This is a genomic window from Flavobacterium cupreum, assembly GCF_003996965.1.
GTDB classification, from domain to species: Bacteria; Bacteroidota; Bacteroidia; order Flavobacteriales; family Flavobacteriaceae; genus Flavobacterium; species Flavobacterium cupreum.
This window is the reverse complement of the sequence record NZ_QWDM01000003.1, coordinates 204,950-222,790: the sequence shown is the minus strand read 5'-3', so window position 1 is coordinate 222,790 and position 17,841 is coordinate 204,950. Positions and strand designations below refer to the sequence as shown.

At 37.8% G+C, this 17,841-nt stretch carries 12 protein-coding genes; 9 read left to right on the top strand and 3 right to left on the bottom strand.

Annotated elements, in window-relative coordinates:
- Positions 1–88: 88 nt before the first annotated feature.
- The 4 genes from D0817_RS05740 to D0817_RS05725 all read left to right on the top strand — a co-directional run bounded on the left by D0817_RS05740 (position 89) and on the right by D0817_RS05725 (position 3,958).
- Positions 89–763, top strand: a complete 675-nt coding sequence (locus D0817_RS05740; RefSeq protein ID WP_127337449.1) for a response regulator transcription factor — start codon at positions 89–91, stop codon at positions 761–763.
- Positions 764–765: 2 nt separating this feature from the next.
- A complete protein-coding gene (locus D0817_RS05735; protein WP_127337448.1) occupies positions 766–2,169 on the top strand; it encodes a HAMP domain-containing sensor histidine kinase in 1,404 nt (467 codons plus the stop codon).
- 77 nt (positions 2,170–2,246) lie between these two features.
- Positions 2,247–2,966 (top strand): hypothetical protein, encoded by a 720-nt coding sequence (locus tag D0817_RS05730; protein WP_127337447.1) that lies wholly within the window; start codon positions 2,247–2,249, stop codon positions 2,964–2,966.
- A gap of 44 nt (positions 2,967–3,010) precedes the next feature.
- Positions 3,011–3,958 carry a bestrophin family protein gene (locus D0817_RS05725; RefSeq protein WP_127337446.1) on the top strand — a complete coding sequence of 316 codons (948 nt, stop codon included), beginning with the start codon at positions 3,011–3,013 and terminating at the stop codon, positions 3,956–3,958.
- A 244-nt stretch (positions 3,959–4,202) separates the two neighbouring features.
- On the opposite strand, the gene D0817_RS05720 is transcribed toward D0817_RS05725, so the two are convergent.
- Positions 4,203–5,624, bottom strand: a complete 1,422-nt coding sequence (locus tag D0817_RS05720; RefSeq protein WP_127337445.1) for an aminotransferase-like domain-containing protein — start codon at positions 5,622–5,624, stop codon at positions 4,203–4,205.
- Between the two features lie 102 nt (positions 5,625–5,726).
- On the opposite strand from D0817_RS05720, the gene D0817_RS05715 reads away from it, so the two are divergent.
- Both D0817_RS05715 and D0817_RS05710 read left to right on the top strand, forming a co-directional pair.
- Positions 5,727–6,641: an EamA family transporter gene (locus tag D0817_RS05715; protein WP_127337444.1), complete on the top strand. Its 915-nt coding sequence runs from the start codon at positions 5,727–5,729 to the stop codon at positions 6,639–6,641.
- A gap of 132 nt (positions 6,642–6,773) precedes the next feature.
- Complete coding sequence (locus tag D0817_RS05710) at positions 6,774–9,035, top strand: acyl-CoA dehydrogenase family protein (RefSeq protein ID WP_127337443.1); 2,262 nt, start codon at positions 6,774–6,776, stop codon at positions 9,033–9,035.
- A 443-nt stretch (positions 9,036–9,478) separates the two neighbouring features.
- On the opposite strand, the gene D0817_RS05705 is transcribed toward D0817_RS05710, so the two are convergent.
- Positions 9,479–10,225 (bottom strand): NUDIX hydrolase, encoded by a 747-nt coding sequence (locus tag D0817_RS05705; protein ID WP_127337442.1) that lies wholly within the window; start codon positions 10,223–10,225, stop codon positions 9,479–9,481.
- 420 nt (positions 10,226–10,645) lie between these two features.
- Here D0817_RS05705 and D0817_RS05700 point away from each other — a divergent pair, with 420 nt between their 5' ends.
- Positions 10,646–13,096, top strand: coding sequence for a glycoside hydrolase family 3 C-terminal domain-containing protein (locus tag D0817_RS05700; protein ID WP_127337441.1), 2,451 nt, complete (start codon positions 10,646–10,648; stop codon positions 13,094–13,096).
- A gap of 78 nt (positions 13,097–13,174) precedes the next feature.
- Here D0817_RS05700 and D0817_RS05695 read toward each other — a convergent pair whose 3' ends face one another.
- A complete protein-coding gene (locus D0817_RS05695) occupies positions 13,175–13,519 on the bottom strand; it encodes a 5-carboxymethyl-2-hydroxymuconate Delta-isomerase (protein ID WP_127337440.1) in 345 nt (114 codons plus the stop codon).
- A 142-nt stretch (positions 13,520–13,661) separates the two neighbouring features.
- On the opposite strand from D0817_RS05695, the gene susR reads away from it, so the two are divergent.
- Both susR and D0817_RS05685 read left to right on the top strand, forming a co-directional pair.
- On the top strand, positions 13,662–15,305 hold the full coding sequence (gene susR, locus D0817_RS05690) for a SusR family glycan utilization regulator (RefSeq protein ID WP_127337439.1): 1,644 nt from the start codon (positions 13,662–13,664) through the stop codon (positions 15,303–15,305).
- Positions 15,306–15,512: 207 nt separating this feature from the next.
- Entirely contained in the window at positions 15,513–17,729 is a 2,217-nt protein-coding gene (locus D0817_RS05685; protein WP_127337438.1) for a glycoside hydrolase family 3 C-terminal domain-containing protein, read from the top strand.
- The last annotated feature ends 112 nt before the right edge of the window (positions 17,730–17,841 follow it).

The window sequence follows — 17,841 nt, the reverse complement described above, 5'->3', positions numbered from 1 at the left end:
TTTAGTCATAATAAATTCATAATAATAAATTATTGTGATTTGTATTCTGAACTCAATTCTTATTTTTGTTGTATATACATATATTGATATGAAATTACTAATAGTCGAAGACGAACCAAATCTTTTATCCATTTTACGGAAGGGATTTGCTGAAAATAATAATGAAGTAAGTGTTGCGCTTGACGGCAGAACCGCTATGGAAATGATTCATAATTATACGTTCGATGTGGTGATTTTAGATGTAATGCTGCCGGATATCAACGGAATTGAAATTTGCAGAAGACTGCGGGCCAGTAAAAATTTTGTGCCTGTTTTGCTTTTAACAGCACTTGGAACGTCAGAAAATATCGTAACAGGCCTCAATGCCGGAGCCGATGATTATTTAGTAAAACCTTTTAAGTTTGGAGAACTCGATGCGAGGGTAAATGCCTTAAACAGAAGAGCCAATCAGGACACGGAAAAAATAGATACCATCATCATCAGCGACCTGGAAATAAACGGAAGGGCCAAAACCGTAAAAAGAGAAGGTGAATCGATTGTTTTAACCGCCAAAGAATTTAAGTTACTCTACTATCTGGCCAAAAACAGCGGCAGAATTGTATCCAGAGACCAGATTTTAGATAATGTCTGGGATATAAATTTCGATATGAATACTAATGTAGTGGACGTTTATATCAATTATTTAAGAAAAAAAATAGATAAACCTTTTGCAACCAAGCTTATTCACACTATGAAAGGTTTAGGTTATGTGATACAGCCTTAATTATGGATATAAGAAAAAAAATTACCGTTACGTACGTCGCGCTTTCTACTTTTAGTACATTATTATTGTGTATTGTCGTTTTTGTTTTATTTCGGGAAAATAACCGCTATTACTTCTTAAAACGATTAGAAGACAGGGCTAAGATTGTAGCGTCTATTCATTTTCAGAAAGATCCTGAAAAAATCAAATATTACCGCAACCTTAAAAAGAATGGTCTGGAAGAACTTATCGAGGAAGAAGAATTTGTGCTTCGCATCAACAGCGCCAACAGTTTTGATTATAATACCAACCTTAATCTGCCGAATAATTTTTATACCAACGTCTTAAAAACCGGAAGGGATTTTTTTGAAATTGACAATAAGTATTACCTGGGTCAGGTCTTTACCGAAAACCACCAAAAATATATCGTCATTGTCGGTGCACGGGACAGAAAAGGGACTACAACAACCATTTACATCGTAAAAATCATGCTTTTTGGCGGTATTGCATTTGTCTTTCTGGCGTTCTTTTTAGGGCGTTTTCTGGCAAAACGCGTCATCAATCCGGTTGCAAGAATTACGAAGGAAGTCAACAGGATTAGCGCTTCCAATCTTCACAACAGGCTGCCTGAAGTCAAAAATTCAGATGAAATCTCAGATCTTACGGAAACGTTTAATGATATGCTGGACCGTCTTGAAACTTCGTTTGAAATACAGGCGAATTTTATCAATAACGCTTCTCACGAGTTAAAAACGCCTATTACGACTATTATTGCAGAGTCCGAGATTATGCTGCTGAAAGAAAGGGAAGTACCGGAATACATTCAGTCCCTGGAAAACATTTACAGCCAGGCATCACGATTAGGAAACCTGACCGAGAGTCTGCTCAAACTGACGCAAACCGGTTATGACGGGAAAAAACAGGTCCTCGATATTGCCCGAATTGATGAATTATTGATGGATGTAAAATCAGATCTGGATAAAATTTATCCGGATAACCGCGTGAGTATCAAACTTAATTTTGCACCTAAAGATTCCAATTTATTATTGATTCCGTGTAACAAGCCTCTTTTGGAGCTGGCAATCAATAATATTATTACCAACGGCGTAAAATACTCCGATAATAATGAGGTTTTTGTATCGCTTTCCGCTACTAACGAATGGATTAAAATCGCGATCAACGATATCGGAATCGGAATTCCGCCGGAAGATATTCCACACCTGTACGAGCCTTTCTTCAGAGGGAAAATTGCTGCCAAATACATAGGGTATGGTCTCGGACTTCCTCTGGCCTCTAAGATTATCCGCATGCATGACGGAGAAATACAGGTGCAGTCGGAGCAAAACAAAGGAACTATTGTGACCATTATTTTTAAGAAGGACAACAGCAGAAAATCCAACATTAAAAAATCTAATGTTGAATCTTAGGAAATTCTAATTTTAAATTAAGACCCTTCTAACTTGCGGGGAGTTATTTTGTATGTATAAACTAAAGAATTATACTTATGAAAAATTTCCTTATACCCACTACTTTAAAAGAAGATACGATCAGCGCTGTTAAGTCAGCTGTAAATCAGGCAAAAAATACCAATTGTGAAATCGTCTTAATGATGACTTCAGATGCTCCTGATTCTTTTTCATCCTCACAGTTTTTGCGTGAAATGAGAGTTGGCCTGACTGCAAGCCAGGAAGAAGTCCTGGATACCTGCCGTTATATTATCGGGCATACGGACAACTGCAAAATAAAAGTGCACAACCAATACGGACTTTCATCACCGGTTTTCAAAGGAATCATTGATGCTTTTGATGTGAAACTGGTCATTCTGACGCCTTCTTATAAACAAGAAACAAAACGTATTCATCAATATCTGGTAAAATTAGCCGGAAATCAGAGATGTCCTATTTTACATTTAGGAACAGAAGCGCTCAGGGATGATTTCAATAAAGCACTTTACATCGAAAACAGTAATGCAAATATGCATGTTAAAGATGTTCAGCAGTTTCTGAGCCAGAATTTCTCTTATGAAATCGTAAGCCAGACCGCTAATTTTGACGATAACTACGAACAATTTGCGCCTTATTTATCGGAAGCAATTTCAAAGTACGACATCGATTTGCTGGTGGAAACACGCAAAGGCGAAAAAATCAAATTCAAAAAATCCAAAAAAGAAAACGTCAACGATAAACTCGGGCTTCCGGTATTGTCATTGTATGAAATGGTCTAATAACCAATTTCAAAAACAGCTAAGTTTAATTTAAAACCGAAAATATGTTATTAAAGAAAAGAATTCCAATGAAGTACGTTCTCGGAAAAATTAAAGTAGAATTAGGCCTGGTGCTGGCTTACACAATTTTGTTTGAAATTTTCCACAATTATTTTATAAACCTTCCCGTAGATATTCCAATAGCAATACCAACAATGATTGGTACGATTATATCCTTATTATTAGCGTTTAAGTCCAATCAGGCCTACGACAGATGGTGGGAAGCACGTATTGTCTGGGGCGCCATTGTAAACGATTCCAGAACGTTGATCCGTCAGGTATTGACTTTTTATAAAGATCCTGATTTTTCTGTTGAAGCAAGCGAGTTCAAAGAAAATTTCGCAAAAAGGCAAATTGCATGGTGTTACAGTTTAGGTCAGGCATTACGAAACAGAGATGCCATCACACCAATTGAAGGTTTAATCAGTGAAGAAGAATTGCGTTTTGTAAAAAATCATCAAAACATACCAAATGCCATTTTAATGCTTCACGCCAAAGATCTTCGAAATGCTAAAAATACAAAGCATATCAACATGTATCAGCAGGTAGAAATTGATAATACTTTGTCCAGATTATGTGATGCCATGGGAAAATGTGAGCGTATTAAAAATACCATTTTTCCAACAACATACAGTATGTACATCAGATTGACCTTGTGTTTGTTTATTTTGCTATTGCCTTTCGGATTAATCAGTGTATTAAGCTGGTTTGCTATTCCGTTGATTACCGCTATTGCCGGAGCCTTCTTTTTAATTGAGAGAATGGCGATTCACTTGCAGGATCCTTTCGAAAACAGACCGACAGATACTCCGGTAACGGCTATTTCGAACACGATCGAAAAAAACATCATGCAGATGCTAAACGAATATCAAAGCGAATTTGATATCATTAAAGAATTTAATCTTAGTGCAGAACCGGCAAAAGTAGACAAGAATACCTATTATGTTTTATAATTAATGTTAGTCAATTTTAATTATTGGCCAGACAATGCATGTATTTGTGTTGTCTGGTTTTTTATTTGCTGTAATTCCTGCAAGGTTTTTTCAACCTTGTAGGTGTGACTTTATATTCAAAACTTATAGAGTAGATTAATTTTATGGATTTGTTTGCCACGAATTGCACGAATTACACGAATTTTCACGAATTATTTCATCGTACTGATTTGTAAAAATTCGTGCAATTCGTGGCAACCTTTTTTTAATATGAATGAAGCAACCTGCCCAAAGTCTGAATCGATTGTCGTAATTCATTGGTCCAGGGCAGGCCAAAACTCAGACGCATGCAATTCGAGAACTGATCCTGAAACGAGAAAATACGGCCCGGGGCAATGCTAATATGATGCTTCATGGCCAAATGGTAAAAATCGGCGGTATCTATTTTTTTATCCAGTTCTATCCAAAGAAAAAAACCGCCCTGCGGCTGACTCACTTTTGTTCCCGTGGGAAAAGATTCCAGAACCGTGTTGATATAATTATTGCAGTTATGGTTCAGAATCTGACGAATTTTTCGGAGATGGTTCTCATAGCGCCCGTTTTTAAGAAAATCACCCACAACCTCATGCGTGATGGTCGGAGAGGAGAGTGTATGATAGATTTTATTTCTCAGGATTTCCTTTTTAAATTTTCCCGGCGAGACCCATCCCACGCGATAGCCCGGAGCCAGTGTTTTGGATACCGAACTGCAGCAAAGCACAATACCGCTTTCGTCATACGTTTTGCAATTGGTCGGACGGCTGGAGCCAAAATACAAATCACCGTGAATATCGTCTTCAATTAAAGGAACATTATAAAATTCCATCAATCGGACAATTTCTTTTTTGTGTTCAACAGGCATCATGCTTCCGGAAGGGTTGCTGAAATTGCTCATGAGCACACAGGCCTTTACTTTTTTGGTGGAAATGGCTTTTTTTACGGCATCCAGTTCTATTCCTGTGGTCATATTGGTCGGCAGTTCCATAATATATAACCCCAATGATTTTGATAGTTGCAGCAATCCGAAATACGCAGGACTTTCGATAATAATAGTATCTCCCGGTTTAGTCAGCGTCATGAGGCAGTGCGAAATAGCACTGGTACAGCCCGGCGTTGTAATGATATCCTCTTCGGTAAGCGATCCGCCCCAGGTAAAAGACCATCTGGCGATTTCGCGTCTCAGGTTCGGATTGCCCTGCACTTCCTCATAACTCGTTCCGCTATTGGGCAAAGAACGCATGGCCTGAATCATTCCTTTGTTTAATTTCGCAATAGGAAGAAGTTCATTCGAAGGAAAACCAAGTGAAAGCATGGTTATATTTTTATCGGTCATATTGCCGTAAACCTGATCGATTAAATCTTCGCGGTCAATATTCAGGCATTTTGAAACCGGACTGCTTGAACTCGGTTCCGCAATTACTCTTGCAGAAGTATTACTCACATAATACCCGGATTGCGGCCGTGATTCAATCAGGGAACGGCTTTCGACTTCGTAATAAGCCTTACTCACTGTGCTCATGCTGTAACCCGTTTCCGAACAGACTTCCCGAATAGAAGGCAGTTTGTCCCCCACATTCAGGACACCCGATTTGATCTGCTTTTCAATTCGGTCCGCAAACTGAAGATATAAGTAATTTGAATTTTTCATAAAAGAAACTGTTATGGTGCAATTTACAAAAACTGTATCTGTATTGCTGTATTATTTTTATGAAATTTGCTTCATCAGAAAAATTAACCAAAAACAAACCCCGTGAAAACAACAAAATATTATTTAGCTGCGATTACCGCTTACACCATTTGGGGATTTTTTAGCCTTGTCCTAAAACCGATCCATGAATACCCTTCGTTAGATATTTTGTTCAACCGGGTTTTTAGCTGTGCTATTCTGATGCTGCTGATTGCTTTTATCTTTAAAAGAAAAAGCATCAGGGAAACAATCGGGAATTTTAAAGCCCTGTCAAAAGCAGAAAAAAGAAAAACCCTGTTATTGAATTTCGGAGGCAGCTTCTTTTTAATGGCCAATTGGTTTACGTTTATTTATGTCATGAATCATGTGAGTGTTAAAGCGACATCCCTGGCGTATTTGGTATGTCCGATCTTAACCACGTTGCTGGCCTATTTTCTTTTGCACGAAAAGCTGTCAAAAACACAGTGGGCTTCCGTTGGACTTAGCGTTTCAGGCTGCTTGCTTTTATCCTACACCAATATTATGGATATGGTTTTCAGTATTGTAATTGGTTTGACCTACGCAGCTTATTTGGTAAGCCAGCGTGTCAATAAAGGATTTGATAAATTTATTATACTCACGTTTCACATTACGTTGGCCGGATTGGTTTTGTTGCCTTTTTATCCGGTTTACAGCGGACCGGTACCCACAGAATTCAAGTTTTATTTTTGTATCGAAACCATTGCCATACTTTTTACGATTTTTCCTTTGTTTCTGAATTTATACGCGCTTTCAGGACTTAATTCTTCAACGGTTGGAATGCTTTTAAATATCAATCCGATGATTGCTTTTGCGCTGGCTGCCTTTGTTTTTAACGAACAGATCGGAAGCTTACAGATTGTAGCATACAGTATTATTTTCATTGCCGTTTTGGTATTTAATTCGCATCATCTTTTCGCCCTGAAAGAAAAATATTTGCCGTCAACTAAAAACACATAAGCTCAAAGCGATAAAATTACCAGAATCTTAACAGCATATTAAAACAGGAATGATTATTTTTCATTTCTGTTTTTTTTTGTTTTACGAAAAGACAGCTGCAATTTAATTTCCAAAACTGCTCAATATTATTTTATGAAAAATACGAAACTACAAGCCTTTATTCCTTTGTTTTATCTGGTATGGTCCGACGATCTTCTGACACAGAAAGAGTTTGCGACTTTACGTGAATTTATTACTTCGCTAACTTTTCTTTCGACCGAAGAACAGCACTATTTGCTTTCAAAAGTTGATATTTCCAATCCGCCTTCGCGAAACGAACTCGCTGAATGGAAAGGGGATATAGAGAAAAGCATTAAAGATAAATCTTCCATAAAATCTGTTTTTGATATAGCAGTGGCACTCTCGGATACCCATCTGGATGTTTCAGCCTTAAAGCCTGATTTTACAAAACTCGAAAATGATCTGGGGGTTTTAGGGGAGGAAGTCATTCAGAATTTCAAAACGAAAGCGGAGTCTTTTACGGCCAGTTCCCAGACCAACAGTACTTTTGACATTCAGAAAATCACCGAACTTTTAGACGGTAAAGAAGCTGCGATTATCAAAAAGGTAAAATCGGTAATTTCAAGACCGGAGTTCGCTTACGAAACTTCAACAGATATTAATGTATATCGTCAGACCGTTTACAACTGGTGTAAAGTTTTAGCCGAAGAAAATCTCGGAAATATGGCGTACCCAAAGCAATATGGAGGAGGAGAAAACATAGCCGATTATTTTGCTATTATGGAAACCCTGAGTTATCACGATTTAAGTCTCGTAATCAAATTTGGCGTTCAGTTTGGACTTTGGGGAATGAGCGTTCAGTCGTTAGGAACAGACAAACATTACGCAAAATATTTAAAAGATATTGGTTCATTGAAGCTTCCGGGCTGTTTTGCCATGACCGAAACACATCACGGTTCCAATGTAAAAGGGCTTGAAACTACGGCAACTTACAATCACAGCAATCAGACTTTTACGATTCATACGCCTAACAAAAATGCACAAAAAGAATACATCGGTAATGCAGCCGTTCACGGACAGATGGCAACGGTTTTCGCCAAACTGATTATTGACGGTCATGATTACGGTGTAAACGCTTTTGTAGTGCCTTTGCGCGATACAAATGGCAATACGTTACCAGGAATTACCATTGGCGATTGCGGCCATAAAATGGGATTAAACGGTGTGGATAACGGAACGATTAGTTTCGATCAGGTGGAGATTCCAAAAGAAAATATGCTGGACCGTTTTGCTTCTGTAAACGATAAAGGGGAATTCGAAAGTCCGATTCCGAGTGACAACAGACGTTTTTTTACGATGTTGGGAACTTTGGTAGGAGGACGAATCGGGATTCCGCGTTCGGCTCTGGCAGCAGCTAAATCAGGACTTACAATTGCCATTCGCTACAGTGATCAGCGCAGGCAATTTGGTCCCGAAAACGGTTCTGAAGTCCCGATTTTAAATTACCGCATGCATCAGCGCCGCTTATTGCCGCACTTAGCCAAAACCTACGCGGTACATTTTGCCTTACAATACCTGACAAACCGTTTTCTGAACAGAACCGAATCGGAAATGCAGGAAATCGAAGCTCTGGCGGCTGGAATGAAATCCTATTCGACCTGGAGCACCCGGGATATTTTGCAGGAATGCCGCGAAGCTATCGGAGGAAAAGGATATCTGTCTGAAAACCGGATTGATGCCTTAAAAAACGATACCGAAATTTATACCACTTTTGAAGGAGATAATACCGTTCTGATGCAATTGGTAGCTAAAAACCGTTTATCAGAATTCCGAAAAGCCTTTGGTGAAATGGGGTCTTTAGGAATCATCAATTATGTGTATGAAAATGCAAAAACGGCTATTGCTGAGAAAAATCCAATAGCCACACGTAAAACAGATGACGAACATTTGCTTGATTCCGAATTTCATTTGCAGGCATTTATTCACAGGGAAAAAACAATTCTGGCATCGGCAGCAAGACGTATCAAAAAACTGGTCGATGGCGGTTTAGAACCTTATGATGCTTTTAATGTGGTACAACATCAGATGATTGATGTCGCTCAGGCTTATTTGGAAAGAATTGTATTAGAACAATTTCAGGCAGCAGTAAAAACTGTTGAAGATGAAAATTCAAAATTAATACTGACCAAATTATATCAATTATTTGCACTTTCTCAAATAGAAAAAAACAAAGGCTGGTATCTCGAAGACGGTTACATGGAAGCAGTAAAAACCAAAGCCATCCGTAAAATGGTCAATCAGCTTTGTTGGGATATTCGTCCCGATGCGGTATCATTGGTGGATGCTTTTGATATTCCGGAAAGTTGTCTGGCCGCGCCGATTGCTGTTGATTAAGAAAATAGAGTAAAGAATATAGAGTAAAGAAAATAGAGTAAAGAAAATGAGTAGAGAAAATAGAGTATAGAGTAGAGAGTATAGAGTGAAGAGTAAAGAGTAAAGAAAATAGATTTTTTTTAAGAGCTTTGTTGAAGTTTTAAACTTTGACAAAGCTTTTTTTATTCCAAAGTTGTGATTTCGAAGAAGGAGAAATCACACTAGAAACTGCGCAAAGAAAGTTGCCAATCTTTGTCGATTACGAGTGTGATTTACTTCGTCTGTTGGCTACCGCTCGAGTCTCGTTCGTCGAAATGACACCAAATGAGAAAAAAAAATCTGCTAACCCGAGTGATAGCGAACAGGCGAAGCAATCTGCCCAATCCGCGAGAAATAAAAATATTTTTAATCTGTAGAAAAAAACTTTAATGAACTTAAATCACTTACATGGTTAATAAATGTGTTTACCAGCTTCCTTTTAAACCTTCTTTTAAAGCAGCATTGTATTTTTCCAGATCAAAACTATACAAATCAGGTGCTTTGTGCGCACCGCCTTTACGTGATTCTTCCAGTTTTGTGAGGATATCGTAACGCAGAATTTTTCGGTAGAAATTTCCGCGGTTTAATTTTTTTTCTAAAATGGCCTCGTATAATTTTTGAAGCTCCGGCATTGTAAACTTCTCAGGAAGCAGGTTATAACCAATCGGGTGATTGTTTAGTTGTTCCCGAAGTGTCAGTAAAGCCCTGTCGAAAATGGTTCTGTGATCCATCATGAATTCGGGCAGCTCGGCAATAGATTTCCACTCGCAGGCAGTAGAATACTGATCGATGACTAATTTCACATTCGTATACTCAGCCAAAGCATAATACCCGATGGAAACAAAACGCTGTTTGTTCCAAAGTTTGTCATCATATTCCTCAAAAGCACTTTCAGAACGGTTTAAATTTCCGAAAGTATAAAATTGCTGCAGGTAAATATTTTCAGTTCCGGTTCTGTCTTTCAGGATACGTATCGCAGCATCATCTACATTTTCGTCTTTTCTGACATAGCCGCCGGGAAGTCCCCAACGCTCCTGACCTTTCATTTTTATCGTCAACACCTGAAGCGTCGTTTCGTGAAAACTGAAGATAACGCAGTCTATAGAAAGCGTCGGAATATATTTATTCCAGGACTCTTCAGAGTGCTGTTCAAGTATTTTTTTGAATTCCATGGGAAAGAAGTATTTCCAAATTTAGTTTTTTGAAAGCTATAAGTCAAATTGTATGTATTTTTTCTTACAATTTAAACGGATAGAAAGAAAACAGGTTTATAAAGTTTTTTATTTACAGGACTTTTCGCCAGCTGTTTTTTGTGAAGTAAAATTAAAGTTTCTGTTAATTTCAATATTTTACGCAAACGAAATAGCCTTTTTTAGGCTCCATTTTGATAAATCATTTATAGATTGCATTTTTAGCTTTTATTGTATTCTTTAGTTCTATTTGTTTGATAATTAAAATTATACAAAATTTATTTGTTGAAATGAGAAATTGTAATTAATATTGCTTCATAATGAAGCAATGGTTTTTTTAATCCTGAAACAGATTGAAAGAGCAGCTCAAATGAAACAGACTTTTACACTAATCTATCTACCATGAAACACAAAATTATAAAAACAGCGAGAGTATCGCTTTTGACCGCGTTGGTGCTTTCTAATGTATCCTTTACCACCGTTCCACATGATGGAAACGAACCACCGTTACTGACTATTAAAGGTTTTACGTTTAGAGATTCCAATAAAAACGGAAAATTAGACCCGTGGGAAGATACCCGACTTTCTGTCAATACAAGAATTGACGCGATCATCAAAGAAATGACCAATGCAGAAAAGGCAGAACTGCTTATCGGAACCGGAATGCCGGGAATAGAAGTACTTACAGGTCCTATTGGAGATTCTAAAAAAGGGTTGGTTCCGGGAGCTGCCGGCGGGACTGCTGCTTTTGAGCGTTTCGGAATTCCGGCCACAGTTGTTGCCGATGGCCCAGCGGGTTTAAGAATCCAGCCAACCAGAGATAATGATACAAAAACCTATTATGCAACGGCATTTCCGGTTGGAACGGCTTTGGCTTCGACCTGGAATAAAGCGCTTTTGGAAGAAGTTGGAAAAGCAATGGGTAATGAGGTAAAAGAATATGGTGTTGACGTTTTATTGGCACCAGCTTTAAACATCCACAGAAATCCTTTAAACGGGAGAAACTTTGAATATTATTCTGAAGATCCGCTGATTTCAGGAAAAACGGCAGCAGCAATCGTAAACGGAATTCAGTCGCAGGGTGTGGGAACTTCGATTAAACACTTTGCGGTTAATAATGAAGAAACCAACCGTTTAACAATTAATGCGCATGTATCTGAAAGAGCGATTCGGGAATTGTACTTAAAAGGTTTTGAAATCACAGTGAAAGAATCGCAGCCGTGGACTGTAATGTCATCTTACAATAAACTTAACGGCGAATATACTTCTGCCAGAAAAGATTTGCTGACGGAAGTTTTAAGAAACGAATGGGGTTTTAAGGGTATTGTAATGACAGACTGGTTTGGTGGTTTTCCGGGATTTGAAACTATTAAAGATGGTTCAAATTCTGAAGTAGTAAAACAAATGATTGCAGGAAACGATCTTTTGATGCCAGGAATTCCGGTACAGAAAAAAGCATTATTAGAAGCCTTAAATTCAGGAAAACTTTCTCAGGAAGTGGCAAATACAAATGCAAAAAGAATTTTAGAATATATTTTCCGCACCCCAACTTTTGCAAAATACAAATACAGCGATAAACCTAATTTAACAAAAAATGCCGAGGTAACCAGAAATGCAGCGGCTGAGGGAATAGTTTTGCTTAAAAACACCAATAGTGCATTACCTTTTGCCGACAAACAAAAAGAAGTTGCTGTATTTGGCGTTACGTCCTATGCGTGGATTACAGGCGGAACCGGAAGCGGTAGCGTAAATAACAAACACACGGTATCCCTTTTAGAAGGTTTAAATGCTGCAGGTTACAAATTAGATAAGGAATTAGTTGATTTGTATAAACCGTACGCTGATAAAGAAGTACTTGCTGAAAAGGAAAGAAGAAAAGAAAAAGGAGTTATGGCTTTGCCTGAAAGACTTCCTGAATTGAAATTGGATGATGCTTTTATCGCTAAAAAAGCGGCAGGTTCTGAAATTGCATTCGTGACTTTGGGAAGAAACTCTGGAGAGTTTAACGACAGAGTTGTTGATAATGACTTTAATCTGGCCACTGAAGAACTTGAAATGCTGGATAAAATTTCAAAAGCTTTTCATGCCAAAGGAAAAAAAGTGGTGGTGATCTTAAATATCGGCGGAGTAATCGAAACAGCATCATGGAAAGATAAAGCAGATGCTATTTTATTAGCCTGGCAGCCGGGACAGGAAGGCGGACATTCTGTTGCAGATGTCGTTTCAGGGAAAATAAATCCGTCGGGAAAACTGACCATGACTTTTCCGGTGAAATATGCCGATACGCCTTCAGCCAAAAACTTTCCGGGAATTCCTGTCGATAATCCAAAAGAAGTGACTTATGAAGAGGGAGTATATGTGGGATACCGTTATTTCAGTACTTTTAACATAAAACCATCTTACGAATTCGGCTACGGAAATTCATATACAACTTTTGACTATTCGAATGTGAAAGTAAGCACTCCGGTTTATAAAGATAAAATGACAGTTTCCGTAACCGTAAAAAACACCGGAAAAACATCCGGAAAAGAAGTCGTACAGGTCTATCTTGCTGCTCCGTCGAAATCTATTGACAAACCAAAAGAAGAATTGAAAGCTTTTGGCAAAACCAAAGAATTAAAACCGGGTGAAAGCCAGACATTGACTTTTATTTTGGCTCCAAAAGATCTGGCCTCATTTTTAGAAACCAAAAGCGCCTGGATTGCCGAAGCCGGAACCTACAAAGTTTTGGTCGGTGCTTCTTCCTTAAATATCAAACAGACAGCGGAATTCTCCGTTGCAGATGAAATTACGGTTGAAAAAGTAAAGAAAGCTTTTGACTTGGACCAAAAATTTACAGAATTGAAACCGTAAGTAAAAGACGATTTTAATTTTCAAAACGATCGTTCCGTTTATAAGTTTCCTTTGAATTTTATAAACGGAACGATTTTTTTAAACCATGGTCTTATTGAAGTAATTTGACTTTTCGAAATCCTGAATATTAATCGAAATCACCGGAACTTCAGGAAGAATCGAAGCCAGTTTGGTGACAATTACTTTGGAAAGATTCCCTTTCTGATCGTGATTGCGGCCTTCCATAATATAGGCGAAAACATGAATAAAATCATCCAGCGTGTTTCCGTTATTATAAAAAGCAAAAGGACTGATGCGGACTTTTATTTCCGATTCAGTAAAGATCCCCGTCGATAAAGCCGAATTAAAAACTTCCTGCATAATTTCGTCAGCAGATTTTAAACGGATTACATTTTCAGAACAATCAATAATAAAATGTGGCATTGGTAGGAATTTTAAAGTGTGGAAATTTTCATTCAGACAAAATTAAGGAAAGATTATTCGCATTTGACGGAAATGGTTTTTATAAATCATTTTTATACCATCACTTTCTTATATTTGTAATTCTGTTTTATCTTTTAGTAGTTTGAAAAATTATTTTCTGTTTGTTGTAACCCTTCTTTTTTGCTTTCCTGTTTATGCATCGGATAGTACCGCTACTATTTTGAAAAAGCTTAATGATGCTTTGAGAAACAAACAATACTACGTTAAAATAAAAGAAGAAAGAATTCTGAATTTTAAGAAAATTAAATCGGAGGCTTTTACAAAGGAACAGGAATACAATTACAATAAAACCTTATATACCGAATATCAGAAATTCAATTCCGATTCGGCTATTTTTTATGTCAAAAAGAACCAGGTAATTGCAGCGGCACTTCAGAATAAAGATTTATCGGATCTGGCAGAGTTGCAATTAGCCAACCTGTATTCCTCCTCAGGAAAATACCGGGAATCGGAAGCTATTCTGAAAAGCATCAACAAGAAGACCTTAAACAAATCATTGCTGCCCAACTATTATGTAGTGTACAGGGAGTTTTTCGAACATTATAATGCCAACAGCACCAGCCAAAAATACATTGATCAAATCGGGAAATACCGTGATTCTTTGCTAAGCGTTCTTAATCCGGAATCACTCAGTTTTAAAATTACTCAGATTCAGAAAAATATTTTTGACAAAAAGTTTGCTGTCGCCGAAAAGCAATTAACCGTTTTATTAAAAAACACGAAGGAAGAAGATTCGCAATATGCCATGATTACCTATCTTTTTGGTAGTATTTACGAAACAACGCACCAATTAGAATTACGAAAAAAATACTATGCGCTTTCTTCAACCGCTGATATCAAAAATGCCATAAAAGACAATGCATCGCTTCAGGAACTGGCTTTGGTTTTTTATGAAATAGGCGATGTAGACATGGCGTATAAGCTGACACAATCCGCTATTGAGGATGCACTTTATTGCAATGTACAGTTTCGTACGCTTTTGATGTCAGAAGTATATTCGATCATTAATACCGTTTATCTGGAGAAAGAAGCAAAAAGAAAAACAGAACTGCAGCTTTACCTTTTGTGCATTAGTTTATTGTCGTTATTCCTGATTGTAGCGGTTATTTACGTGTACAAGCAAATGAAAAAAGTATCCAGAATTCGGGGGGAACTGTATGAAACGAGCCAGAAATTAGCCGAATTAAACAAAGACATTACCGAAACCAACAGTCAGCTGCAGGAGCGTAACGCGCAGTTGTCGGAATCGAATCATATTAAGGAAGAATATATTGCGCATTTTTTCAGCCTTTGTTCGACTTACATCAACAAATTAGAGAACTACCGTATCATTCTGAATAAAAAAGCAACAGCCAAACAATTTGATGAGATTTATAAAATGCTGAAATCAACAACATTGGTTGATAATGAACTGGAGGAATTGTATAAAAACTTTGATATTATCTTCCTGAACCTTTATCCGACCTTCGTAAAAGATTTTAATGACCTGCTCATAAAAGAAGAACAGATCGTTTTAAAGCAGGGAGAATTGCTCAACACCGAACTTAGAATTTTTGCACTGATCCGCCTTGGAATTACAGACAGTGTAAAAATTGCAGCCTTCCTTCGCTACTCTTTAAGCACCATTTACAATTACCGTACAAGAGCCCGGAATAAAGCCGCAGTTTCGCGAAATGATTTCGAGGAAATGGTCATCAAAATAGGTTTAATCTCCTTGAAAGTATAACGATTTATTTTAAAACCACTACTTTTTTTTACTATTAAATTTAATTAAACAATTGATTCATAATGTTTTAATTTTTTAAAGCACTACTTTTTTTCGTTTAAAAATGTAACATGTACGATAACGTTTTAGCTTTACAATATTATTATAAGGTACTTTTGACTAAAAGAGTGCCCTGCCAAAAATAAATGCTTTAATAAATTAATAGTTATGTTTAAAAACGTTAAAACAGTTGTTGTTTTACTTTTATTAAGTGCCTTCGGAATGAATGCACAAAATAAAGTTCCTGTCTATCTGGATGATAAAAAGCCAATCAATGAACGTGTAGAAGATGCACTTTCGAAAATGACTGTCGCGGAAAAGATCGCCATGATTCATGCACAGTCCAAATTTAGTTCACCGGGTGTTCCGCGTTTGGGAATTCCTGAAAACTGGATGACCGACGGGCCACACGGAATCCGTACGGAAGTTTTATGGGACGAATGGGAACAGGCTGGCTGGACAAATGATTCCTGCATTGCCTTTCCTGCACTGACAGCACTTGCTGCGACCTGGAATAAAGAATTGTCTTCCTTATATGGTAAATCGATAGGAGAAGAAGCACGTTTTCGTAATAAAAATGTACTGTTAGGACCCGGAGTTAATATTTACAGAACGCCGCTCAACGGACGTAACTTCGAATATATGGGAGAAGATCCTTTCCTGACTTCAAAAATGGTGGTTCCTTACATAAAAGGAGTCCAGTCTAACGGAGTAGCTGCCTGTGTCAAACATTTTGCCTTAAACAATCAGGAAACGAACCGTAATAGTGTAAACGTAATCGTTGATGACCGTGCCTTGTATGAAATTTACTTGCCGGCTTTTAAAGCAGCCGTTCAGGAAGGTGATGCATGGGCCATCATGGGATCGTATAACAAATATAAAGGACAGCACTGCTGCCATAATGAATTTTTGCTGAATGATATTCTTCGTGGGGAATGGGGTTTCAAAGGAGTTGTGATCTCAGACTGGGGCGGAGTGCATGATACCAAACAAGCCATTTATAATGGACTGGATATGGAATTCGGTTCCTGGACCAACGGACTTACGTGGGGAACCAGCAACGCTTACGACAACTATTACCTGGCAAAACCATATTCAACTATGATTGCTAAAGGTGAAGTCGGAACGAAAGAATTAGACGATAAGGTGCGTCGTATTCTGCGTTTGTCATTTTTAACAACGATGAATAAAGAAAGACCTTTCGGATCTTTCGGTACAAAAGAACATGCCGATGCCGGTTTGAAAATTGCCGAAGAGGGAATTGTTTTATTGCAAAACAACAATAATATTCTGCCAATCAATCTATCCAAAACGAAAAAGATTGCAGTTATAGGAGAAAATGCGATTAAAATGATGACCGTCGGAGGAGGAAGTTCTTCCCTAAAAGCCAGATACGAAATTACGCCGTTGGAAGGACTAAAGAAAAGAATCGGAAATCAGGCTGAAATTGTGTACGCCCGCGGTTATGTTGGAGATCCGACCAGTAATTATAACGGCGTTGTTGCCAAAGTAAGTTTAGAAGAAAAACGTTCTCCGGCCGAATTGACTGCCGAAGCTTTAAAAGTAGCAAAAGACGCTGATATTGTCCTTTTTATCGGAGGTCTGAATAAAGCTCCAAATCAGGATGATGAAGGTCACGATCGTAAAGGATTAGAACTTTCGTATGGTCAGGATCAATTAATTTCGGAGTTAGTTAAAGTCAATAAAAATGTAGTTTTTGTAAACATTTCAGGAAATGCCGTGGCAATGCCGTGGGTAAAAGAAGTTCCCGGAATTGTGCAGGGATGGTTTTTAGGAACCGAGGCAGGAAACGCTTTGGCTGCTGTTTTGGTTGGAGATGTGAATCCATCCGGAAAGCTGACTTTTACTTTTCCTGTAAAATTAACGGATAATGGAGCGCATGCTTTGGGAGAATTCCCTGGTGGAGAAGAAGTAACCTATAAAGAAAGCATTTTTGTCGGATACCGTTGGGCTGACAAACAAAAAGCAAAACCATTATTCGCTTTCGGACACGGTTTAAGCTATACTACTTTTGAATACGGAAAAGTAGCGGCTGATAAAAAGCAAATGACTGCCGGAGATCAGATTACATTTTCTGTTAAAGTTAAAAATACCGGAACAAGAGAAGGATCAGAAATAGTTCAGCTTTATATTAGTGATCTAAAATCTTCTCTGCCTCGCCCAATAAAAGAATTAAAAGGGTTTGAGAAAGTTTCGCTTAAAGCGGGAGAAGAAAAAACAGTCACTTTTACAGTAGACAAAACCGCATTGAGCTTTTTCGATGATAAAAAACACGAATGGGTGGCAGAACCTGGCGCCTTTGAAGCGATCATTGGTGCTTCTGCAGTTGATATAAAATCTAAAGTGGGATTCTCACTTCAATAATTTTCATTAATTTCTAAACTTGGTTGGTTTATAAAGCTGCAATGGTAAAACTTGCAGCTTTATTTTTATGAAACACAAGTTAAATGTTAAAGGGTAGATGTGAAAATTTTTC